The sequence below is a fragment of the Sulfitobacter guttiformis genome, assembly GCF_003610455.1.
GTDB classification, from domain to species: domain Bacteria; phylum Pseudomonadota; class Alphaproteobacteria; order Rhodobacterales; family Rhodobacteraceae; genus Sulfitobacter; species Sulfitobacter guttiformis.
Genome location: NZ_RAQK01000001.1, coordinates 1,554,898 through 1,577,440, shown reverse-complemented (window position 1 = coordinate 1,577,440; position 22,543 = coordinate 1,554,898). Strand labels below are relative to the sequence as shown.

The 22,543-nt window shown below is 54.4% G+C and carries 18 protein-coding genes; 14 read left to right on the top strand and 4 right to left on the bottom strand.

Annotated features, from left to right (window positions below; translation table 11 throughout):
• Positions 1-37 precede the first annotated feature (37 nt).
• Positions 38-1,102, top strand: coding sequence for a heat-inducible transcriptional repressor HrcA (hrcA, locus tag C8N30_RS07795; RefSeq protein WP_025063945.1), 1,065 nt, complete (start codon positions 38-40; stop codon positions 1,100-1,102).
• 9 nt (positions 1,103-1,111) lie between these two features.
• Positions 1,112-1,666 carry a nucleotide exchange factor GrpE gene (locus C8N30_RS07790; RefSeq protein ID WP_025063944.1) on the top strand — a complete coding sequence of 185 codons (555 nt, stop codon included), beginning with the start codon at positions 1,112-1,114 and terminating at the stop codon, positions 1,664-1,666.
• A gap of 31 nt (positions 1,667-1,697) precedes the next feature.
• On the opposite strand, the gene mutS is transcribed toward C8N30_RS07790, so the two are convergent.
• The gene (gene mutS / locus C8N30_RS07785; protein ID WP_232222851.1) at positions 1,698-4,340 is read right to left on the bottom strand and encodes a DNA mismatch repair protein MutS; all 2,643 of its coding nucleotides are present in this window, start codon (positions 4,338-4,340) and stop codon (positions 1,698-1,700) included.
• Between the two features lie 129 nt (positions 4,341-4,469).
• Between mutS and C8N30_RS07780 the strand changes: the two genes are divergently transcribed.
• The 4 genes from C8N30_RS07780 (at position 4,470) to C8N30_RS07765 (ending at position 10,146) form a co-directional block, all read left to right on the top strand.
• Positions 4,470-6,197, top strand: a complete 1,728-nt coding sequence (locus tag C8N30_RS07780; RefSeq protein WP_025063942.1) for a glycosyltransferase 61 family protein — start codon at positions 4,470-4,472, stop codon at positions 6,195-6,197.
• Between the two features lie 58 nt (positions 6,198-6,255).
• A complete protein-coding gene (locus C8N30_RS07775; RefSeq protein WP_025063941.1) occupies positions 6,256-8,514 on the top strand; it encodes an NADP-dependent malic enzyme in 2,259 nt (752 codons plus the stop codon).
• On the top strand, positions 8,511-9,377 hold the full coding sequence (locus C8N30_RS07770; protein WP_025063940.1) for a ribokinase: 867 nt from the start codon (positions 8,511-8,513) through the stop codon (positions 9,375-9,377). Before C8N30_RS07775 ends, C8N30_RS07770 begins: the two co-directional genes overlap by 4 nt.
• 73 nt (positions 9,378-9,450) lie before the next feature.
• Positions 9,451-10,146, top strand: coding sequence for a sulfotransferase-like domain-containing protein (locus tag C8N30_RS07765; protein WP_025063939.1), 696 nt, complete (start codon positions 9,451-9,453; stop codon positions 10,144-10,146).
• A 267-nt stretch (positions 10,147-10,413) separates the two neighbouring features.
• Here C8N30_RS07765 and C8N30_RS07760 read toward each other — a convergent pair whose 3' ends face one another.
• Positions 10,414-11,634, bottom strand: coding sequence for an argininosuccinate synthase (locus C8N30_RS07760; RefSeq protein WP_025063938.1), 1,221 nt, complete (start codon positions 11,632-11,634; stop codon positions 10,414-10,416).
• A gap of 130 nt (positions 11,635-11,764) precedes the next feature.
• On the opposite strand from C8N30_RS07760, the gene ilvA reads away from it, so the two are divergent.
• Both ilvA and C8N30_RS07750 read left to right on the top strand, forming a co-directional pair.
• Positions 11,765-12,997 (top strand): threonine ammonia-lyase IlvA, encoded by a 1,233-nt coding sequence (ilvA, locus tag C8N30_RS07755; RefSeq protein ID WP_025063937.1) that lies wholly within the window; start codon positions 11,765-11,767, stop codon positions 12,995-12,997.
• A gap of 11 nt (positions 12,998-13,008) precedes the next feature.
• The gene (locus C8N30_RS07750; RefSeq protein WP_025063936.1) at positions 13,009-13,815 is read left to right on the top strand and encodes an SDR family oxidoreductase; all 807 of its coding nucleotides are present in this window, start codon (positions 13,009-13,011) and stop codon (positions 13,813-13,815) included.
• Here C8N30_RS07750 and C8N30_RS07745 read toward each other — a convergent pair.
• Positions 13,812-14,144 (bottom strand): Hpt domain-containing protein, encoded by a 333-nt coding sequence (locus tag C8N30_RS07745; RefSeq protein ID WP_025063935.1) that lies wholly within the window; start codon positions 14,142-14,144, stop codon positions 13,812-13,814. The genes C8N30_RS07750 and C8N30_RS07745 overlap by 4 nt on opposite strands.
• A 138-nt stretch (positions 14,145-14,282) precedes the next feature.
• On the opposite strand from C8N30_RS07745, the gene C8N30_RS07740 reads away from it, so the two are divergent.
• Positions 14,283-15,563, top strand: coding sequence for a PP2C family protein-serine/threonine phosphatase (locus C8N30_RS07740; protein ID WP_025063934.1), 1,281 nt, complete (start codon positions 14,283-14,285; stop codon positions 15,561-15,563).
• Here C8N30_RS07740 and C8N30_RS07735 read toward each other — a convergent pair.
• On the bottom strand, positions 15,542-15,988 hold the full coding sequence (locus C8N30_RS07735; protein WP_025063933.1) for an NUDIX domain-containing protein: 447 nt from the start codon (positions 15,986-15,988) through the stop codon (positions 15,542-15,544). The two genes, C8N30_RS07740 and C8N30_RS07735, sit on opposite strands and share 22 nt — an antisense overlap.
• Before the next feature lie 81 nt (positions 15,989-16,069).
• On the opposite strand from C8N30_RS07735, the gene hslO reads away from it, so the two are divergent.
• From hslO to C8N30_RS07710, 5 genes are read left to right on the top strand one after another with little or no spacing between them, the layout of a single operon-like run.
• Complete coding sequence (gene hslO, locus C8N30_RS07730) at positions 16,070-17,050, top strand: Hsp33 family molecular chaperone HslO (RefSeq protein WP_025063932.1); 981 nt, start codon at positions 16,070-16,072, stop codon at positions 17,048-17,050.
• Entirely contained in the window at positions 17,043-17,639 is a 597-nt protein-coding gene (locus tag C8N30_RS07725; protein ID WP_025063931.1) for a CoA pyrophosphatase, read from the top strand. Before hslO ends, C8N30_RS07725 begins: the two co-directional genes overlap by 8 nt.
• Positions 17,615-18,799 (top strand): CCA tRNA nucleotidyltransferase, encoded by a 1,185-nt coding sequence (locus C8N30_RS07720; RefSeq protein ID WP_025063930.1) that lies wholly within the window; start codon positions 17,615-17,617, stop codon positions 18,797-18,799. Before C8N30_RS07725 ends, C8N30_RS07720 begins: the two co-directional genes overlap by 25 nt.
• Positions 18,800-18,837: 38 nt before the next feature.
• Complete coding sequence (locus tag C8N30_RS07715) at positions 18,838-20,679, top strand: ABC transporter ATP-binding protein (protein ID WP_025063929.1); 1,842 nt, start codon at positions 18,838-18,840, stop codon at positions 20,677-20,679.
• Positions 20,676-22,508, top strand: a complete 1,833-nt coding sequence (locus C8N30_RS07710) for an ABC transporter ATP-binding protein (protein WP_025063928.1) — start codon at positions 20,676-20,678, stop codon at positions 22,506-22,508. Before C8N30_RS07715 ends, C8N30_RS07710 begins: the two co-directional genes overlap by 4 nt.
• The last annotated feature ends 35 nt before the right edge of the window (positions 22,509-22,543 follow it).

Sequence of the window (22,543 nt, the reverse complement as noted above, 5' to 3'; positions counted from 1 at the left end):
CTTGCGGATGCAACCCCCACCCCCTTAATGTGACAGTATGACAGACACATCCGGCCTTTTGCAGGAAATGAATGATCGTTCACGCGAAGTGTTTCGCCGCGTGGTCGAAGGATATCTTGCGAAGGGTGATCCGGTTGGGTCGCGCACACTCACCCGTGAATTCTCGGAGAAGGTAAGCGCGGCGACCATCCGGAACGTAATGCAGGATCTAGAGTATCTTGGACTTCTCGACAGCCCGCACGCAAGTGCAGGTCGTATTCCTACGCAGCTTGGCTTGCGGATGTTTGTCGACGGTTTGTTGGAGGTCGGTAACCCTGACGATAATGATCGCGCCCAGATTGATGCCACTATGGGACGGGACGAGAATGACATGACAGGCATGTTGGACCGTTTGGGCACGGCATTGTCGGGTGTGACGCAGGGTGCGTCGTTGGTGCTGGCGCCCAAGCATGAAGCGCCAATAAAACATATAGAATTTGTGTCATTGTCACATGATCGGGCCTTGGCAGTTCTGGTTTTTTCTGATGGCCATGTTGAAAACCGTCTGTTTACGCCACCCGCAGGGCAAACTCCCAGCTCGATGCGTGAAGCCGCGAACTTCCTCAATTCCCTTGTTGAGGGTAAAACCCTGAGCGAGCTTCAGCGCACAATAAAAGTAGAAATGCATCGCCGTCGTCAGGAGATTGACGCCCTTGCCGCCGAGTTGGTGGAAAGCGGTTTAGTAATATGGGAAAGCGGTGAAGGTCACCCAGAGCGGCTGATCGTGCGGGGCCGTGCGAATCTTCTTACTGGTAGCGGTGAGGCGCAGGATCTCGAGAAGGTCCGCTCACTCTTTGATGACCTTGAGCGTAAGCGTGACATCGCCGATTTTCTTGAGCTAGCCGAAGATGGCGACGGTGTGCGCATTTTTATTGGGTCCGAGAACAAACTTTTTTCACTTTCGGGTTCCTCTTTGGTAGTTTCCCCATATATGAACTCTGATCGTAAGATCATCGGTGCAGTGGGTGTTATTGGCCCGACGCGCCTGAACTATGGACGTATCGTGCCGATTGTGAACTACACGGCGCAACTGGTCGGAAAATTGATTTCTGACCGGAGTTAGAGGTAAAAAATGGCAGACCCGAACGATTTTTTGGATGATCCCGAAGATGCAGAAGCAGAGGCTTATGCTAACGAGATGGAAGAAATTGACGAGGCCGAACTGGCGCTCGAAGAATTAGTTGCCGAGCGTGACAAGTATAAAGACCGCTTTACGCGTGCGCTGGCAGATGCAGAAAATGCGCGCAAACGCTCCGATAAAGATCGGCGTGAGGCCGAAAATTACGGCGGTTCAAAGCTCGCTCGCGATATGCTGTCGGTTTACGACAACATGAAGCGCGCATTGGAGGCTGCAACAGAAGAGCAGCGTGCAGTATCGGGGCCATTGCTTGAAGGCATTGACCTCACCATGCGCGAGCTGGTGTCGGTATTTAAAAAGCACGGTATCGTTTCGATCACACCAGAAGTCGGTGACCGGTTTGATCCTAAGGTGCATCAGGCAATGTTTGAAGCGCCTGTGCCGGACACAAAAGCAGGCGATATCATTCAGGTTGCTGGCGAAGGGTTTATGCTTCATGACCGTTTGTTGCGGCCCGCGCAGGTTGGCGTTTCGTCTACGCCAGGTTAAATTTTGGCAAATTGATTTTAGGAGGAGGCGGTCAGGATTTGGCCGCCTCTTTCAGTTTGTAGATCAGTTCAAGGGCTTCGCGCGGTGAAAGATCGTCGGGCATGATCTCACCCATCAGGGCATCAAGGGCCGACGGTTTCGCTTTTGCTGGCGGCTGGGTGGGTGCTGTCGCAAACAAGGGCAGGTCATCAATCAGGGTTTTCTGCTTGGCACCGCCTTCACGCTCACCTTTTTCCAGCGCTTCCAGAACAACACGCGCGCGCGCGATCACGGCAGCGGGGAGACCGGCAAGCTGCGCCACTTGCACTCCGTAAGATCGGTCAGCCGCCCCTTTTTTTACTTCGTGTAAAAAGATAACTTCGCCCTCCCACTCCTTTACCGTCACGGTTGCGTTATCAACGCCATCCAGTTTTCCGGCGAGAGCGGTCATTTCATGATAGTGCGTTGCAAATAGTGCGCGAGCACGATTTACATCGTGTAAATGTTCAAGCGTGGCCCATGCGATCGATAGACCATCATAGGTTGCGGTGCCGCGCCCGATCTCGTCAAGGATCACCAATGCACGGTCATCTGCCTGATTGAGAATTGCTGCGGTCTCGACCATCTCGACCATAAATGTCGAGCGGCCCCGCGCAAGATCATCTGACGCCCCGACACGGCTGAACAGCTGGCTCACCAATCCGATATGAGCAGAACGGGCCGGAACGTAGCTGCCCATCTGCGCGATTAGAGCCATCAATGCGTTCTGGCGTAGGTAGGTTGATTTGCCGGCCATGTTCGGGCCAGTCAGGAGCCAGATTGCTGCGCTTGTATCAGCACTCAGATTGCAATCGTTTGCAACGAATTGCGCCCCTGATTGTTGCGCTAATGCACGCTCTACGACGGGATGCCGCCCACCTTGGATATCAAAGGCACGGGAATTGTCGACAGTCGGTCTTACCCAATTTTCCGATTGCGCAAGATCGGCAAGGGCAGCAGCCAGATCAAGTTCGGCTAAAGCCGCCGATGTAGCGCCTATTTCGCCTGCATTTTCAAGAACGGCATTTCTTATGCTGGCGTAAATCTGCTTTTCCAATTCAAGCGCATGGTTGCCCGCATTAAGTATTTTGGTCTCAAGTTCTGACAACTCGACTGTGGTAAAGCGGACCTGATTTGCGGTGGTTTGACGGTGTATGAACGTGTCGGACAGCGGTGCAGAGAGCATTCTCTCAGCATGGGTAGTGGTCGTCTCAATGAAATAACCTAAGACATTGTTGTGTTTTATTTTAAGAGACGAAATGCCTGTATCAGAGACGAATTGCGCCTGCATTCTTGCCACTACACTGCGCCCTTCGTCGCGCAGCTGCCGCACGTCGTCCAGCTCGGAGTGATATCCTTGGGCGATAAATCCGCCATCGCGGACCATCATTGGCGGCTCCGCCACCAGCGCCTCATCAAGCAGGGACACCAGCGCTTCATGACCCGAAAGATTTTTAACAGCGATTTTTAGGAGCTCGGGAAGATCATGATCCATCAGGGCACTGTTGAGATACGAAGCCTCTGCCAGCCCGTTGCGCACAGAAGCGAGATCACGGGGGCCGCCGCGATCAAGTGAAAGGCGAGATAAAGCACGCTCTAGGTCAGGAACAGCGCGCAAACGATCCCGAATATTGCCAGCAATACGCTGGTTTGCCGCCGCAAAATCAACGGCATCTAAACGTGCATGAATCGTGTCTAATACGCGTGATGGGCTCGAGATGCGTCTCTCCAAAAGGCGCGCACCTCCTGCGGTCACAGTGCGGTCCATAACGGCCAGCAACGTTCCAGCGCGCCCCCCAGATAATGCGTGGGTGAGTTCCAGATTACGGCGGGTGGAGGCATCAATCTGCACAGTGCGCGCCTCGGTCTCCTTTACCGGTTTGCGCAGTAACGGCAAATTTCCCTTTTGGGTCAGGTGCAAATATTCGATCACCGCGCCCATCGCAGAGATCTCTGCGCGGCTAAAGCTCCCGAAAGCGTCCAATGAGGATACACCGAATAATGAGCATAGTCTGGCCTCGGCGCCGGTGCTGTCAAAACTTGCGCGGGCGAGTTCCGTTAAAGAAAGACCAAATTCCGCTTCTAACTCACGATGTTCAGATTCCCTCCCTTCAGCGATGAGGAGTTCAGATGGTGCCAGCCGCGCCAGCTCTGGTCCCAGTCGCACGAGTGGGACTGTCATCACATGAAACGCGCCTGTCGAGATATCGACCCAGGCCAGCGCATGGTTATCGCGGACCTCTGCAAATGCAGCGAGGTAATTGTGTCGCCGTGCCTCAAGTAATGACTCCTCGGTCAGCGTGCCGGGCGTGACCAGCCTGACAACATCGCGTTTGACCACGGATTTATTGCCGCGCTTCTTGGCCTCAGCTGGCGTCTCGAGCTGTTCACCAACGGCGACGCGGAATCCCTTGCGGATCAACGTGAGCAGATAACCTTCAGCAGCATGAAACGGGACACCGCACATCGGGATATCTTCGCCGGCGTGCTTTCCACGTTTGGTGAGCGCAATATCCAGCGCTTCGGCGGCGGCAACTGCATCGTCAAAGAAAAGTTCGTAGAAATCGCCCATTCGGTAAAACAGAAGGGCATCCGGATAGCCGGATTTGATCTCCAGATACTGGGCCATCATGGGCGTGACTGTTCCGGTGTTCATATGCTTCCCCCTCGCATGTGTTGTCCTTACAAAACCATCGCGACCGAGGGAAGGGGGCCGACGATATAGACGCTTTGGGTTAATGTGCTAAAAGGCCTTTAACCTTGTTCCGAGGAGGATAACCGAACAGTGCGCAACAAGATCGATCTTTCTTCTGACCCTACCGCGCTGTTCCTCAATCCATGGCAGGACGAGGGCCTGAAGCTATTACAAGAACCGGAATTTTTCTGGCGCAAAGTACCCTTGCCGGTCATCGAGGGCTTCGCCGTGAGCGCGCACACAGAGATTAATGCCAAAATCCAATCGTATCTCACTTCTGTCGATAAGGGTAAGCGGTTCAAATCGGCTGTCGAAGTAAATTCGGTGCCCGCAGTGGTTGAGCAGGCCAGTTTCCGAAAATCTCACCTCCTTGCACGAGAGGCGCTGGTTTTGTCCGGTGCTTCCGCCACACGCCTGATCAACACCTTCTTATGGGGTAGCGAAAGCTGCGAGGACGAGGATACCGGACGCGGCTCAAAGCTTGATGAATATTTCGCAAAGTGCAGCGCCACCAACGCGGGAAAAAAAATCCCGCTCGAAATGACCTTTCTGGAGCCTGATCTGGACTTTGCGATCGAGTGCCGGAACACATTTAACTATTATCATTTTATCACTGAATCACTCAGCCAATTGTGCGTGTTGGATGCAGTGGGATTCCAAGGAAATGTCTATTTTCATTTTCCCAATCAAGAAGACAAGCACCGCAATTTTGCAGACGCCTTTGTGGCCGCGCTGTTTCCTGAGTACGCGGGGCGGGTGTTTTTTGAGCGCGCACCAAAGGAATACGACCTCGTTCTGACGGCCTATGATTTTTTTGGTGGAATCTGCCAGATGCCAGCGGCCGATATGGAAAAGCTGGGGGAGGTGGCCCCGTCTGGTATTGTGCCAGGAACGGTTGGTTTCATGCAAAACCTCGCCATGAACTCCGTCAGTAGCGCGCTTCTTTCACTGCGCCGGCGGGCGCTTAAAGCGATTGAGGGACACAACTTCAGCCATTTGCCAAAGCGTTTTTTCATCGGACGTGGAGATGCACAAAGCAGGGCGCGGCCTTTGGCGGGGCAGGATCTGTTATTGGAGCATTTGCTGCGCTTTGGTTTTGAATACGTCATATTCGAAGATCTCGCGCCGCTCGAACAGATTGCTATTATGGCACAAGCCGAGATGATGATTTCCCATCACGGTGCCGGTTTCACCAACATGCTTTTTGCTAGTCCCGATACCTATGTTATTGAACTGGGCACTTTGCAGACCGCCAAAAAACGCTGGGCAGACTTCTGGCCCCACGCTATCGCGAGCCAGTGCCGCTATATTAGCTTTTTTGCTGATTTTAGTAGTGAAGATCCTCTTAAAGAGCCGGACTTCGCTAGGGACGGCATCGTACCGACCTCTGTTTCGAGTGGCGGCGCTGCGCAGGTGATGGCCTTTGTCGTGACCCTCCTCGGCCGCTTGCCAACTGTACCAGATGACAAGTCCCTCGCTGTTTTGGCAAAACGCGTATTGAAGGCAGGGGCTGCGGATCAAGCGCTGGCCTTGCTGGAAAAGCATCGGGAAATGGTGACCACCAGTCTGGATCTGTGTCTTTTGCTGGCTGACTGTCACAAAGCATTGGAGCAACCCAAATCCGAATTAATTGCGCTAGAGCAGGCGTTCAAAGCGCAGCCTACACGCTGGCAAACGCTTATCCGGATTATCTGGTGCGCAAACCACTGTGAACGGCCACAGGTGATCCGCTGGGCGCTGTCCCGTCTTGAGGTGGATTTCCCCGAACGTCATGCCACATTTGTCAAAAATCATGACTGGGTTCGTTTCGTCGCCTGATTGAACGTAGGCGGTCCTAGGGGTATGACTGTGAAAACCTAGATGAAAGTGGCAGCCCGTGACCAGAAACAAAGTAACTTCCGAAGAGGCGCTTGCCTTCCACCTCGAGCCGACACCGGGCAAATTTGAGATTACCGCGACAGTGCCGATGTCGACGCAACGCGATTTGTCGCTTGCCTATTCTCCGGGTGTGGCTGTTCCATGCGAGGCGATCGCGGCTGATCCGCAGCTTGCCTACGATTATACCAACAAGGGTAATCTGGTCGCGGTCATTTCCAACGGTACTGCTGTGCTGGGGTTGGGTAACCTCGGCGCGCTGGCGTCAAAGCCGGTGATGGAAGGAAAGGCAGTCCTTTTTAAACGCTTTGCTGATGTGAACTCCATTGATATCGAGCTGGACACCGAAGACACCGAGGCTTTCATCAACGCGGTCAAGCTGATGGGACCGACATTTGGCGGAATCAACCTCGAAGATATCAAAGCGCCCGAGTGTTTCATTATCGAGCAGCGTTTGAAGGAGGAAATGGACATTCCCGTATTTCACGATGACCAGCACGGTACAGCTGTGATTTGTGCGGCAGGTCTGCTGAACGCGCTCAAGATTTCCGGAAAAAAGATCGAGGATGTGAAAATCGTTCTCAATGGTGCGGGTGCTGCGGGCATTGCCTGCCTCGAGTTGCTGAAGGCGATGGGTGCACGACACAACAACTGCATTATGTGCGATACCAAGGGCGTGATTTATCAAGGCCGCACAGAGGGAATGAACCAGTGGAAATCGGCCCACGCTGCCAGTACTGATGCGCGCACCCTTGGCGATGCGATGAAGGGTGCGGATGTTTTTTTGGGCGTGTCAGTCAAGGGGGCGGTGACGGCAGAGATGGTTGCCAGCATGGCGCCCGATCCGGTGATTTTCGCCATGGCGAATCCTGATCCTGAAATTACTCCCGAAGAAGCGCATGCCGTGCGCAGCGATGCGATCGTGGCAACCGGGCGCAGTGACTATCCCAATCAGGTGAATAACGTTCTGGGCTTCCCCTATCTGTTCCGCGGTGCACTCGACATCAACGCACGTGCGATCAATGACGAGATGAAAATTGCCTGCGCCCATGCCTTGGCTCAGTTGGCCCGTGAGGATGTGCCCGACGAGGTGGCCCTTGCCTATGGCAAGAACCTCAGCTTTGGTCGGGATTATATCATTCCCACACCTTTTGATCCCCGCCTGATCCACCGTATTCCGCCTGCGGTCGCAAAGGCAGGGATGGATACCGGTGCGGCGCGCCGCCCAATCATTGATATGGAGGCATACGAGGCAGGTCTCAAATCACGTCTTGATCCTACTGCTAATGTGATGCGGGGAATCAACTCAAGGGCGCGGAGCAATCAGGCGCGGATGATCTTTGCCGAAGGTGATGATCCGAAGGTGCTGCGCGCGGCTGTAATGTACCAGCGGCAAGGTTTGGGAAAAGCGTTGGTTGTAGGGCGGCCCGACGATGTGAAGAGCAAGCTGATTGCGGCCGGTCTGGAGGATGCCATTAGCGAACTGGAAGTTGTGAACGCTGCCAATACCCAACATCTGGATCTGTACAAATCCTTCCTATACAAGCGCTTGCAACGGCGTGGATTTGATAACAAAGACGTGCATCGCCTCGCTGCGACGGACCGCCATGTGTTTGCTGCGCTGATGTTGGCGCATGGCCATGGTGAGGGATTGGTTACAGGTGCCACCCGTAAATCCGCACATATTCTTGATCGTATTAACCATGTCTTCGATGCAAATGCCCAAGGGGGCGCCGCAGGCATTACAGCGGTTTTGCACAAGGGGCGGATTGTTCTGATCGGGGATACACTTGTTCATGAATGGCCCAGCGATGTCGACCTAGCCAACATCGCCGAAAGCGGTGCGCGTGTGGCGCGGCATCTGGGGCTTGAACCGCGCGTGGCATTTGTGAGTTTCTCGACCTTCGGTTATCCGGTATCGGAGCGTGCAGAGAAAATGCACCTTGCGCCAAATGTACTGGACCAGCGCGGTGTTGATTTCGAGTATGAAGGCGAGATGACAGTCGATGTCGCGCTCAACGTCGAAAGCCAGAAGAAATATCCATTCTCGCGCCTTACCGGCCCTGCTAACATCCTGATCGTACCTGCGCGGCACTCTGCCAGTATATCGGTCAAGTTGATGCAGGAAATGGCAGGCGCCACGGTCATAGGCCCCATCCTGACAGGGCTGGACCAGTCGATCCAGATTGCCTCATCGACATCGACAACTAACGATATTCTCAACATGGCGATACTGGCAGCGTCAAAGGTGGGCGGATGATCTGGAACCTCGGTTCGATCAACATCGATAATTTCTATGAGGTGCCGCATCTTCCAGCGCCGGGTGAGACGCTGGCTGCAGTAAGTTACGGGTTTGGTCTGGGGGGCAAAGGAGCAAACATGTCTGTGGCGGCTGCACGGGGCGCCGCGCGTGTGTCACATATTGGCGCGATCGGTGCTGACGGGCGATGGACCCGTGACCGACTGATGGAATACGGGGTTGATACGCCCCATATCGCCCAGATCGAAGCGCCTACAGGACATGCAAACATCCTGATAGACCCGCAGGGTGAAAACAGCATCGTCCTGTTTCAGGGTGCGAATGTGCAACTTACAGAGGCGATCATAGGCACTGCGTTAGCCGAGGCATCGCACAAAGATTTTTTGCTGATGCAAAACGAAACCAACGGTCAGGAATACGCGGCAATCACGGCGCAGTCTTTGGGCCTTCGTGTCGTTTATGCTGCTGCCCCCTTCGATTCCTTTGCGATTGAACGGCTGTTGGGCAGGATTGATTTACTGGTGCTCAACGAGGTCGAGGCGGCCCAGTTGCTGGAAGCAACGGGACAAAGTGTAGAAGCGCTTGGCGTGGCGGACGTGATCATCACACTTGGCGCGCAGGGATGTAGATGGGTCTCTAATGCGGGGATAAAGCAGTTTGATGCCTACCACGTGGAAGCTGTCGATACCACGGGTGCAGGAGATACATTTACCGGTTATCTTGTGGCCGGCCTTGATCGCGGGATGGATATGGCCGCAGCGATTGATCTGGCGCTCATGGCTGCCGCTCTGATGGTCACGCGACGCGGAACCGCAGATGTGATACCTGATCTCAAAGAAATTCAGGACGAGTTCGGTACATAGTGTCCCACGTGGCTTCAGTTTACAGCGTTTTAGAAACTGCTTTGGTCGTATTTTTTGCAACAGGAAAGAACACATGAGGATTGCGATGTGGTCGGGGCCGCGGAATTTGAGTACCGCCATGATGTACTCTTTTGGATCGCGCGCAGATTTTACTGTGATGGACGAGCCGTTTTATGCGCCCTACCTCAAGATTTCAGGGGCCGATCATCCGGTAGCCGAGGATATTCTACGGACTCATGAAACAGATGTGGATGTAGTGGCGCGCTCTTGCGAGCAATCCGGTACACCGCACCTTTACATGAAGCACATGCCCCATCACATGCTAGCGGATTTTCCGCTTGAGTGGGCAGCGGATTGCATCAACATACATCTGATCCGTCACCCCGCACGCGTAATCGCGAGCTATGCCGAAAAGCGCGAAGCTCCAACTCTCCAAGATATAGGTTTTGTCCAGCAAACTGCGCTTTTCCAGAAACTCGGCGGTATTGTGATTGATAGCACTGATATTCGTGCGCAGCCCGAGGTGATGCTGCGGGCCTTGTGCAATGAGATCGATCTTCCGTTTGATCCTGCGATGCTGAAATGGCAAGCTGGGCCTCGATCCGAAGATGGTATCTGGGCGAAGCACTGGTACGGCGCAGTCCATAAAAGCACGAGAATTTCGGGTTCAGAAGGGCCACTGCCCGACGTGCCGCCGGATTTACAATCCGTTCTTGATGCGGCGCTCCCTCACTATTTGGGGTTATATCGGGTCCGCCTTTCCCCGTGACTCCCCATCGATCTGGTCTAAATATTCAGTGTTCCTAAATGGTATTCATTTAGGCATTTACGAGTAAACCTGTTTTGGTTCGGTAACGAGTAGACAGCCCGGGCATCGGATGCCCGGGCGGTTCTCTTTTAAAAAATTGAGCTTGAACGTCGCTTGGTGGTCGTTTCCGCCTAAAAAATAAATCATTTTCAAATCTTTCCCACTGACAGTTCTTCCAGTGGTTGGATTGAGGCCGGTCAGATTTATTTGACCGGCTTCGTTTGTGCTTTAGCCTTTGATCCGCTTATCACGAGCTGCCAGCAGCTTGAGGCGCAGTGCGTTAAGTTGGATAAATCCGGCAGCGTCTTTTTGGTCGTAGGCGCCAGCATCGTCCTCGAAGGTTACATGAGCCTCTGAATAGAGGCTGTAATCAGACCAGCGACCAACAGTTCGTGCATGCCCTTTATAGAGCTTGAGGCGGACCGTGCCTGTGACATGTGTCTGACTCGCGTCAATTGCGGCTTGCAGCATTGTACGCTCCGGTGAGAACCAAAAACCGTTATAAATCAGCTCCGCATACTGCGGCATGAGTTGGTCCTTGAGGTGCATTGCACCGCGGTCGAGCGTGATGGATTCAATGGCGCGGTGCGCTTCCAGTAGGAGCGTGCCGCCCGGTGTCTCGTAAATTCCGCGTGATTTCATGCCGACAAAGCGGCCCTCTACAAGATCGAGACGACCACACCCGTGCTTGCCGCCGAGTTCATTGAGTTTGGTCAAAAGCTCGGCGGGCGAGAGCGCTTCGCCATTGACGGACACCGCATCGCCACGCTCGAAACCGACCTCGATATATTCCGGCTCGTTCGGTGCGTCCTCGGGTGCGACAGTACGCTGGTAAACGTAATCGGGCGCATCAACTGCTGGATCTTCCAGAACCTTGCCCTCCGAGGAGGTGTGCAGAAGGTTTGCATCCACCGAAAACGGCGCTTCGCCGCGTTTGTCTTTTGCCACCGGTATCTGGTTCGCTTCGGCAAATTCCAGCAGCTTGGTGCGGCTGGTCAAATCCCACTCCCGCCATGGCGCGATTACTTTGATATTGGGATCAAGAGCATATGCGGCAAGCTCAAAGCGAACTTGATCGTTGCCTTTGCCAGTCGCACCATGTGCTACAGCATCTGCTCCGACTTCATGTGCGATCTCGACCAGACGCTTTGAAATCAGGGGGCGCGCAATGGATGTGCCTAGCAGATAGAGACCTTCATACACAGCGTTGGCGCGAAACATCGGGAATACAAAGTCACGCACGAACTCTTCGCGCACGTCCTCGACATATATCGCAGATGCACCCATCATCTCTGCTTTTGCACGGGCGGGCTCCAGCTCTTCTCCTTGGCCCAGATCGGCGGTAAAGGTAACTACCTCACAGCCGTATTCGGTTTGCAGCCATTTTAGGATAATAGAAGTATCGAGACCGCCGGAGTAGGCGAGGACAACTTTCTTGGGCGCAGGCATGATCTCTTCCTTTGTCGAGTTTCGCGGTTTGGGTATCGCGTTTCAAGGGGTACAGCAAGCGGGATGGCTTGATTGACGGGCATGCATTCGCGACCTATCCAAGACAGGCGTTAGATAAGGGCCGCAACAAATGAGCGAAGATTTCCAGATGGGCGCGATCACCGCCACGCGGGCCATGCGCGCGGTCTTTCCCGCGACACCGCTTATGAAGAATGAGCATTTGTCGGAGAGATATGGCGCGGAGATCTATCTCAAGCGTGAGGATTTGAGCCCGGTACGTTCCTACAAGCTGCGCGGGGCCTTCAACGCCATGCGAAAGCTGATCCCAGATCACCAGCTGTTTGTGTGTGCGTCTGCCGGCAACCACGCGCAGGGTGTTGCGTTTATGTGTAGTCATTTTGGCGTGCGGGGCGTGATATTCATGCCCGTGACCACGCCCCAACAAAAGATCCAGAAAACTAAAATTTTTGGCGGTACCAACATAGAAGTGCGCCTTGTTGGCGATTATTTTGACCAAACACTCACCACGGCACAAGAATTCTGCCGAGATGAGGGGGGGTATTTCCTGTCACCTTTTGATGATGACAATGTGATTGAGGGTCAGGCCTCTGTCGCAGTCGAAATCGAGGACCAGCTGGGAGGTGTGCCTGATCACATTATCCTTCCGGTCGGTGGAGGCGGCCTATCCGCTGGCACGCGCGCCTTTTTCGGAGATCGCTGCACCTACACCTATGTCGAGCCAACGGGCGCGCCGAGCTTGGGGCGTGCGCTTGAAGAAGGTAAGCCGGTGGATGTTTCGCCGATCAACAGCTTTGTTGATGGAGCGGCAGTGGCCAAGATCGGAGCGCGGACGTTTGAGAAGTTGAAAGATGCCAAACGCAGTGATGTGGTGCATCTTACCGAGGACCGCATCTGTGTAAGCATCATCGAAATGCTCAATGTCGAAGGGATCGTGCTTGAACCTGCAGGAGCGCTGAGTATCGAGGCGCTTGGCGAAGTGGCCGAGCAAATCAAAGGCAAGACTGTGGTTTGTGTAACGTCCGGCGGTAATTTCGACTTTGAGCGGTTGCCTGAAGTGAAAGAGCGGGCGCAGCGGTACTCCGGACTCAAGAAATATTTCATCCTGCGTCTGCCGCAGCGTCCTGGTGCGCTTAAGGAGTTCCTGAATATTCTGGGGCCAGAAGACGATATCTGTAGGTTCGAATACCTGAAGAAATCGGCGCGTAATTTCGGCTCTGTCCTCATTGGCATCGAGACGTTGAATGCGGATAACTTTACGCGCTTCGTGCGGGAGCTTGATGACGCAGGGTTCACCTATACAGATATCACTAATGATGAGACGCTTGGGCAGTTCGTATTGTGAGGGAGCCGCAAATGGATATTTCGGATAAGTCGATCATCGTAACAGGCGGCGCGAGTGGTATTGGCGCAGCCATTGCGCGGCAGGCGGCACAGGCGGGAGCCAAGGTGTGCATAGCAGACCTGAATATCGAGCAGGCACAGAGTATTGCACACGAGATAGGTGGCATTGCGGTTTCCTGTGATGTCACGCAGGAAACGCAGATTATAGCAGCAGTTGCAGTAGCCGAAGCGGCGCATGGACCAATTGATGTTTTCGTGTCTAACGCGGGTCTTGGGCGGGGTGATCCGTCCCATGCCGCATCTGCGCCCGATGCCGACTGGATGCTAAATTGGAACGTCCATGTCATGGCTCATGTCTGGGCGGCACGCGCAGTTTTGCCTGCTATGATCGCGCGTGGATCGGGGCACTTTGTGAATGTTGCCTCAGCGGCAGGATTGCTGAACCAGATCGGCGATTCCGCCTATTCTGCGACCAAACACGCCGCTGTCAGTTTCGCTGAATCGCTGTTGATCAGTCATGGGGCAGATGGCATCGGCGTCTCAGTTGTCTGCCCGCAATATGTGGCTACACCGCTGCTGGGACTTGGTGATGGTGATGCGAAAGGGAACCTACTGACCGCCGACGATGTTGCAAAAGCGGTTTGGAAAGGCGTCGCAGAAGGCGCGTTTGTCATTCTGCCGCACCCTGACGTTGCGAAATATAGTGCGCTACGCGGTGCTGATCCTGCACGCTGGATAAAAGGGATGCAGATGTTGCGGGCCAAAGCGATGACTGAACATGGCGGCATCAGCGTCGGTAATTTTTACAAACTGGTTTAAGCTGCTGGCGGCTTTTTCAAGCCGGTTAGAAAAGCCGCCAAACTCTCGTCATAACTACTCAGAATCTGACCCAGTTCAATTTCTGCAGGGCGTCCGTGCGCCGCAAGGGATTCACCGGTCTGGCAATAGGCAGAGAAGGTTGCGAACCCGAGATTGAGTGCGCTGCCCTTCAGCGCGTGCAGATCTTCACCCAGCGTCTCCATCTGTGGGTTTATGCGAAGTCGTGTGACCATTCCCGTAACCTCTTCGATAAATATTTCGACAACATCATCGAAATCTTCGTCTCCAACATCCTCGCGCAGGGTGTTGACCCGCAACCAATCTATCATGGCGCATCTCCTTCAGATCGCCCTGTTTATAGGCCAGAGTTATTAAGGGAGAATGAGCATCAGGTTGCGCTGATTGCTTCACGACCTGTTAAGGCCATCCGGTTATGTCTAGCGCAATGTTCTTATAGCGAAAGTAATATGCAGACTGCCCCACATCGATATATCTCGCCGTCTTCACAGCCTCGCGCGGGTGCTATCCGGCGCGTGTTGGTGGTGGACGACAGCAAACTTCAGCGCAAGCTGCTCAGCATTGCACTGAAAAAATGGGGCTTTGAGGTGGAGGAGGCTGGTAGTGGCGAAGAGGCGCTGCGCCTTGCTGCACTGAACCGTCCCGATCTGGTGTTAAGCGACTGGATGATGCCGGGTATGTCGGGGCTTGAACTATGCAAGCACTTCAGGGCGTTGGGCGGGGAAGAATACAGCTATTTCATCCTATTGACGTCAAAAAGTGATAAGGAAGAAGTAGCACGTGGGCTAGACAATGGTGCGGATGATTTCCTGAGTAAGCCGGTCGATAACAATGAATTGCGTGCCCGCATCACAGCCGGGGAGCGCTTGATCGAGATGCAGCGTAAAATGGCGCAGGCAAACCGGACTCTCAGCGAGACATTGGGCGAGTTGCAGCAACTCTATGATAATATCGACAGCGATCTTAAAGAGGCGAAAAAGCTTCAGCAGTCTCTTGTGCGCGAGCGATTTCGGGCAATGCCCGTTGGTGACCTCTCACTTATGTTGCGCTCTTCAGGGCATGTGGGCGGTGATTTGGTCGGGTTCTTCGAAGCGGGGCCGCGTCATATCGGGCTCTATGCGTTGGATGTTTCAGGTCATGGTATCAGTTCTGCGCTGATGACAGCAAGCCTGGCGGGGTATCTGTCCAGTGCCGCGCCCGACCAGAATGTCGCGCTGCATAAGAATTTGGAGGGTGAGTTCGTTCCGCGACCGCCCGATGAGGTGGTTGCGGATCTTAACAACCTTGTTTTGGACGAAATGGAGACGGAGCATTATTTCACGCTCCTTCTGGGTTTTGTAGAGATGTCGACCGGACAAGTGGTAATGTCACAGGCGGGTCATCCGAACCCCGTCATCCAGCGCGCTAACGGCACGATCGAGATAACGGGGACTGGTGGTTTTCCTGTCGGGTTGCTGTCAGGGGTAGATTTTGTGCAGTTCGAGGTTGTCTTGTGCCCGGGTGATCGCATCCTGATATTGTCGGATGGAGTGACGGAATGTCCGGGGCCGGACGGCGCGATGCTGGATGAGGGGGGGCTGATCGCCTTGATGCATGATCTGTCCCAAACCTGCGGCCCTTCTTTTCTCGAGGCGTTGATCTGGCGCCTGACAGAGTTCAACGGGAGTGAGGATTTTCCCGATGATGTATCAGCAATTTTGTTTGAGTATCATGGCCTTCCGGTCGCATAAGCTTCCATAAACATTCTGTCACCATCGTTACCCAATGCAGCAATGGCATCATCTGCATCGAGAATGAGCGTTTCGTGATCGGGCTCTGTTGGCATGTGAAGCTGTCGCGCTGGATGAGCAACATAAACGTGGCATAGTTTCTCTGCCCAAAGATTGTACTCTGGCATAAAGACAAAGCGTCGGAACGCGCCAAGGCGAAGCGGCTGCGCAATGGACCAGCCGGTTTCCTCGCGGACTTCCCGAAAAAGAGCGCGCAACGGGCTTTCGCCAGCATCAATCCCACCGCCCGGCAGTTGGATATCAAGCGGATCGCGCATGCTGGCAGTGAGTAAAAAGCGCCGCCCAATGGGTAAAATTGCATAGGCTCCAGCACGCATTTTATAGGTCTGGCCGCGTTGTGGCACCTCTCCGACACGTCTGATCACGGCAGCCCCCTTTTTGTCATGGCTTGTTCGACCTACATAGGGCGTTATATGACAAGCACTTCGCGGTAAGGATAGATGAAAATGACACAGGCCAACAACAGCGGGTGGGACGATACAGTTCTACCTTTCCAGCTCGACAACTCCGACATGCGCGGGCGCATTGCGCGGCTGGACACGGCCTTGGCCGGTATTTTGGAACAGCATGACTATCCACCTGTCGTAGAGGCATTGGTAGCGGAAATGGCACTGCTAACCGCTCTTATCGGGCAAACAATGAAGCTGCGCTGGAAACTCCAGCTTCAGGTACAATCGGATGGCCCCGTGCGGATGATCGCGACGGACTATTATGGCCCTGAAGAGGACGGTAAGCCCGCCCGCATTCGCGCCTACGCCAGCTATGACGCCGAGCGTTTGACTGATGGTGCCCCGATCGATCAAGTCGGGAAGGGTTATTTTGCTGTGATGATTGATCAGGGCAAGGGAACGACACCCTATCAAGGTATTTCGCCCTTGTCGTCCGAGAGCCTTTCAAAATCTGCCGAAGGATATTTTGCACAATCCGAGCAATTGCCGACCCGCTTCGAGTTGAGCTTTGGCAAATCCATAACATCGGATGCGCCCGAGCATTGGCGTGCCGGGGGTGTGATGTTGCAGCATATGCCGAAAGCATCACCTTTTGCCGCGCAGTCGGAGGGATCGGGTGATATTTTACAGTCCGCTGACCTTCTGGATGATGACGAAAAAGAAAACTGGACCCGTGTGAATGTCTTGCTCGACACTGTGGATGATCTGGAACTGATCGGCCCCTCGCTTGAGCCTTCCGAAGTCCTTTTGCGTCTTTTCCATCAGGAAAGCCCGCGTATTTTTGACAAGCAGCGTGTCCATTTCGGGTGCACTTGCTCCGAGGATCGTGTCCGTCAAAGCCTTTCAATCTATTCCGCCAAGGACATATCGACAATGACTACGGACGAGGGGCGCGTGACAGCTGATTGCCAGTTTTGCGGGGCGCACTACGACATTGATCCCGCAACAGTAGGTTTCGACGCTGAAAAAAATGCGTGAATCTCTCGATCATTTTCGCATAGCGCTGGCGCAAACGGGGGTCGGGTCATCCGATTTTGACCTGAACCCCGATACAGTTCTGCCTGCGGGTCGCGTGCTGCGTCCTGCCGGCGTTCTTGCACCGATTGTGGAGGGGCCTGATGGATTGAACCTTTTACTGACCAAACGCTCTGCCGCACTTAAACACCACCCCGGCCAGATTGCTTTTCCTGGCGGTAAGCAGGATGAGGGCGACGTTGACGTAATCGCCGCTGCGTTGCGCGAGGCGCATGAGGAAATTGGTCTTCCACCGGAGTGCGTTGAAGTTCTCGGCACTCTTCCGCCGCATGAAACAGTCACCAGCTTTCATGTGACGCCCGTCATCGGTTTTGTTAAAAAGCCGTTTAATATCCTGCCGGAACCTGGTGAGGTTGACGAAGTTTTTGCGGTCCCTCTGGATCATCTTTTGAACCCAGAAAATTACGTCATTCAATCACGACGCTGGCGTGGGCAGATGCGGCATTATTTCGTCGTTCCCTACGGCCCCTATTACATCTGGGGCGCTACTGCGCGTATGTTGCGGGCATGGACCGAAATTATACAAAAATAGTCGCTGAAGATGCGGCATGGCTGGTCGCTCCCTCGGCGAGGGCGGTGTTTGATGCAATTGCGCAGGGCGGCCACCAAATTTTCTACGTGGGTGGGTGCGTTCGCAACGCTCTTTTGGGCGTAGGCGTCAGTGACGTGGATATGTCTACATCTGCAACGCCCGCACAAGTGATCGAACTGGCCGAGGCGTCGGGTTTGAAACCTATTCCAACTGGAATTGATCATGGGACGATCACGGTTGTCTCCGGCGGCACTCCCTATGAAGTCACGACATTTCGCCGCGATGTCGTGACAGACGGTCGCCATGCCGTGATCGCATATTCTACCGATATTACCGAAGATGCGCGCCGCCGCGACTTTACAATGAATGCGCTTTATGCCGAAGCGGATGGTACCGTGATTGACCCCCTAAACGGGCTGGATGATCTGCGGGCAGGCCGCGTCCGGTTTATTGAGGATGCAGAAACGCGCATCCGCGAGGACTATTTACGCACGCTGCGCTACTTTCGGTTCCACGCGTGGTACGGAGATACCTCTGAAGGTTTAGATCCTGAGGCTATTGCCGCAATAGGCTCTAATCTGTCCGGTTTAGAGACTCTTTCAGCTGAAAGGGTCGGGGCTGAGGTCAAGAAAATCCTATCTGCAAAGGATCCCTCGACAGCACTTGGTGCAATGGCTCAAACAGGTGTCCTAGGCACTATCCTACCCGGCACCGATATTCGTTTTATCCTGCTCGTGATACATGCTGGAACGTATATTGCTGCGCCAGTAAGCTGGTTGGCGAGGCTGGTCGTGCTCGGTGGTGAGGGTGTGCCTAAGCGTCTGCGATTGAGCAGAAGTGAACATAGGGAATACGCTCTTATCCATAAGGCTGCTTTCGAAGGAGCTTCTTTGTTGGGGATCTCTTTTGACCATGGACCGGAGCTGGCGACCCAAGCTTATTTAATCCGTTGCGCTATCGCAGAGAGCATGCCGGAGGCACGGTACGTCGACGCGCTTTTACATGCCTCCCGTCAGCGATTTCCTGTCTCTGCACAGGATTTGATGCCGACGTTCAAGGGTGAAGCGCTGGGCAAGCGGATCAGCCAGTTGAAAACAGAGTGGATTGCATCAAATTTTGTTCTGACAAGGGCCGAGCTTTTAGCGCTCCCCCACCCATAGCAAGGTGCAGGTTTGATAAGATATTAAAGGCCGAATAAATGTTCCGTTTCTTTGAAACCCTCGTGGACCCCTATTGTGATTATCCCGAGGATGACTGCCCGCCACGCGATTTGTGGTCTTTTTTTATGGGGTACAGCCAACCCTTCAAAAAAGTTTTTGCGTTGACCGCGTTCATGTCCATTGTTGTCGCCGCGATCGAAGTGGGGCTGATCTATTACATGGGCCGGATCGTCGATGTCCTTGAGGAGGGACCGGAACAGATGTGGGCGCAACACGGCACGGAACTGATCGTCGTGGCGTTGCTGATTGTTTTTCTGCGCCCTGTGCTTCAGGCAATTGATGTCGCGTTAATAAATAATGCAATTTTGCCAAATTTTGGCACTTTGATCCGCTGGCGCGCGCACCGTCAGGTTCTGCGGCAGTCCGTGGGGTGGTTTGAGAATGATTTTGCGGGCCGTATCGCCAACCGTATCATGCAAACACCGCCTGCAGCGGGTGAAGTTGTATTTCAGGCGTTTGATGCAATCTCATTTTCCTTGGCCTATTTGATTGGCGCAGCAATTCTGCTCACTTCTGCCGATCCACGTTTGCTGGTTCCGCTGATTATATGGTTCGGCCTCTATTTGGTGTTATCGCGCTGGGCGATCAGGCGGATCGGCCCTGCGTCCAAGGCGGCATCGGATGCCCGCTCTGCTGTCACGGGTCGTGTTGTCGATGCCTATACAAACATCCACTCGGTCAAGATGTTTGCGCATCACGATCGCGAGGAGATGTACGCCAAAGAAGCGATTGAGGACGCACGCATCACTTTCCAGGCCGAGCAGCGAATATTCACTACGATGGATTTTTCGCTGGTTTTGTTGAACGGATTGCTGATCGTGGGCGTGGTCGGATGGGCGCTTGCGCTGTGGGTGAATGGTCAGGCGAGCGTTGGTACCGTTGCTGCTGCTGCCACCCTCACCCTGCGCCTCAATTCCATGACCGCGTGGATTATGTGGGCGCTTTCGGCGTTCTTTCGTCAACTTGGTGTGGTCGCTGAGGGCATGGAGACAATCGCACAGCCGATCACCCTTGTTGATATGGTGGGTGCAAAGCCGCTGGCTCTCACGAGGGGGAGGATCGAAATGACGGCGTTGAGCCATCATTATGGGCGCACTTCGGGTGGACTGAACGGCATTGATCTGGTGATAGAACCGGGACAAAAGGTCGGTCTTATCGGACGATCTGGTGCGGGAAAATCCACCCTGCTCAAGCTGCTTTTGAGGTTTTATGATGCAGAGTTCGGCCGGATCGAAATTGATGGACAGGATATTACCCACGTCACGCAGGACAGCCTGCGGCGGCAGATCGGGATGGTTCAGCAAGACAGCGCACTTCTTCATCGTTCAGTTATCGACAATATTCGTTACGGGCGTCCCGAAGCGTCCGAAGAGGAAGCGATCGACGCAGCACGGCGAGCCGAGGCTCATGAATTCATCGGTGAGCTGCGAGATCCCGAAGGGCGCACGGGTTATGCCTCGCGGGTGGGCGAGCGCGGTGTGAAACTGTCCGGGGGGCAACGCCAACGGGTGACGCTTGCGCGGGTGATCCTCAAGGATGCGCCTATCCTGCTACTCGACGAGGCGACGAGCGCGCTCGACAGTGAGGTAGAGGCCGCAATCCAAGAGACACTATACGGAATGATGGAGGGAAAGACTGTCATCGCTATCGCGCATCGCCTATCTACGATTGCGCAAATGGATCGGATTCTGGTGTTGGATGAAGGGCAGGTTGTCGAAGACGGGGACCATGACGCGCTTTTGGCAGCGGGCGGGCTATATGCACAGTTCTGGGCGCGTCAATCCGGCGGGTTTTTGAAGACGGAAGATAATGACGCGTGAATATAGGTAATTGGATAAACCCGTTTCGCCCGGCAGGGGGGCCACCGCCGCAAGTACTGGGCGCGTTCATGAAGTGGTGCCTCTCAGGAGCATGGCCTGCGCTTTGGTTGGCAGCAGCTTTTTCTGCACTTGCCGGCGCGCTCGAAGCGGGCACGGCGTTGGTCTTGGGGTGGGTGATCGACGCGACTGTGAGTAGCGGGCCTGACGCGTTCTTTGATGGTAGCAATACCGCGATCATTCTTGCTTCCGTCGGCTTTTTCCTTGTTGCGCGGCCTATCCTGTTCGGGCTTTCCGCTGCGACAAACGCGATCATTGTCCAACCCAATGTGAACCCACTGGTCCTGTCGCGGTTACATCGCTGGTCCTTGGGTCAGAACGTTACGTTTTTTGATGACGATTTTGCGGGCCGCATCGCGCAAAAGCAGATGCAGGCGGCTCGTGCGGTAACAGATGTCGCTTCCGAAATGATCAATGTGGTGGCTTTCGCGCTTGCCTCGCTTGTCGGATCGGTTTTCCTTTTGACGGCGATAAACGGGTGGGTAGCTGTCGGTCTGGCTGTTTGGTTGGTGTTCTATTTTGCACTGATCAACTGGTTTATGCCCCGAATACGGTCCAAATCTGCGGCACGGGCCGGCGCGCGCTCTATGGTGTCGGGGCAGGTGGTTGATACAATCACAAACATTAAAACCGTTAAATTATTTGCCCACGATGACCATGAAGACCGCGCAGCGTTGGATGCAATGCAAAGCTTTCGCCAGCGCTCTCTCGAGTTCGGGTACATCTCCGCAGGCTTTCGATTTGCTCTCATGAGCTTGGCGGGTATTCTTCCGGTATTGTTGATAGGGGCAACGGTTTTGCTATGGCAACGGGGTACGGCAAGCGCGGGTGATATCGCGGCTGCGGGTGCAATCTCGATTCGGATTGCACAGATGACAGGATGGGTGAGCTTCACCTTGATGGCTATTTATTCGAATATAGGCGAAATCGAGGACGGCATGCGTACGCTGACGCCGCGCACACGGCTGGAGGATGCGCCGGAGGCAAAAGCGCTCGATGCGCGCCATGGCGAAATGCGAATCGAAGGTCTCAAGTTCGCTTATGGAAGGGACAAAGGCGGTATTGGAGAAATTAACCTGACAATCGGCGCAGGTGAAAAATTGGGAGTTGTGGGCGCGTCGGGCGCTGGCAAATCCACGCTGGTGGCGTTGATGCTGAGGCTCTACGAGGCAGAGCAGGGGCGAATTTTGATCGATGGGCAGGACATTCGCCACGTTACACAAGAAAGCCTGCGGCGATCTATCGCCATGGTCACGCAGGAAACGGCGATGTTCAATCGTTCTGCGCGGGCCAATATCATGTATGGCCGTCCTGATGCGACCGATGCTGAGTTGATCGAAGCGGCGAAAAAAGCCGAGGCACATGATTTTATCCTGGATCTGGAAGATCACAAAGGTCGCACCGGCTATGATGCGCATCTGGGCGAGCGCGGCGTGAAGCTGTCGGGGGGCCAACGCCAACGCATTGCGCTGGCACGCGCAATTCTCAAAGATGCCCCCATTTTGGTGCTGGACGAGGCGACAAGCGCGCTGGACAGCGAGGTTGAAGCATCGATCCAGTCCGCGCTGGAGCGTGTGATGGAGGGCAAAACAGTCATGGCGATTGCCCACCGCCTGTCGACCCTGCGTGAGATGGACCGCATTGTGGTTCTCGATCAAGGCCGCATAGCCGAGTCAGGCAGTCACGATGCGTTGCTGGCAATGGGCGGACTTTATGCGGGCTATTGGGAAAGGCAGTCGGGCGGTTTTCTTGATCTTGAGGCAGCGCAATAGGGGCTGGCGGGGGCGGGCTGGCACGGCTATGGCAG

Coding starts and splice junctions, on each gene's coding strand:
- hslO (WP_025063932.1), top strand. CDS start 16,070: ATGACACAGGCCAACAACAGCGGGTGGGACGATACAGTTCTACCTTTC.
- C8N30_RS07750 (WP_025063936.1), top strand. CDS start 13,009: ATGGATATTTCGGATAAGTCGATCATCGTAACAGGCGGCGCGAGTGGT.
- C8N30_RS07770 (WP_025063940.1), top strand. CDS start 8,511: ATGATCTGGAACCTCGGTTCGATCAACATCGATAATTTCTATGAGGTG.
- mutS (WP_232222851.1), bottom strand. CDS start 4,340: ATGAACACCGGAACAGTCACGCCCATGATGGCCCAGTATCTGGAGATC.
- ilvA (WP_025063937.1), top strand. CDS start 11,765: ATGAGCGAAGATTTCCAGATGGGCGCGATCACCGCCACGCGGGCCATG.
- C8N30_RS07765 (WP_025063939.1), top strand. CDS start 9,451: ATGAGGATTGCGATGTGGTCGGGGCCGCGGAATTTGAGTACCGCCATG.
- C8N30_RS07790 (WP_025063944.1), top strand. CDS start 1,112: ATGGCAGACCCGAACGATTTTTTGGATGATCCCGAAGATGCAGAAGCA.
- C8N30_RS07725 (WP_025063931.1), top strand. CDS start 17,043: ATGCGTGAATCTCTCGATCATTTTCGCATAGCGCTGGCGCAAACGGGG.
- hrcA (WP_025063945.1), top strand. CDS start 38: ATGACAGACACATCCGGCCTTTTGCAGGAAATGAATGATCGTTCACGC.
- C8N30_RS07745 (WP_025063935.1), bottom strand. CDS start 14,144: ATGATAGATTGGTTGCGGGTCAACACCCTGCGCGAGGATGTTGGAGAC.
- C8N30_RS07740 (WP_025063934.1), top strand. CDS start 14,283: ATGCAGACTGCCCCACATCGATATATCTCGCCGTCTTCACAGCCTCGC.
- C8N30_RS07715 (WP_025063929.1), top strand. CDS start 18,838: ATGTTCCGTTTCTTTGAAACCCTCGTGGACCCCTATTGTGATTATCCC.
- C8N30_RS07760 (WP_025063938.1), bottom strand. CDS start 11,634: ATGCCTGCGCCCAAGAAAGTTGTCCTCGCCTACTCCGGCGGTCTCGAT.
- C8N30_RS07720 (WP_025063930.1), top strand. CDS start 17,615: ATGGACCGAAATTATACAAAAATAGTCGCTGAAGATGCGGCATGGCTG.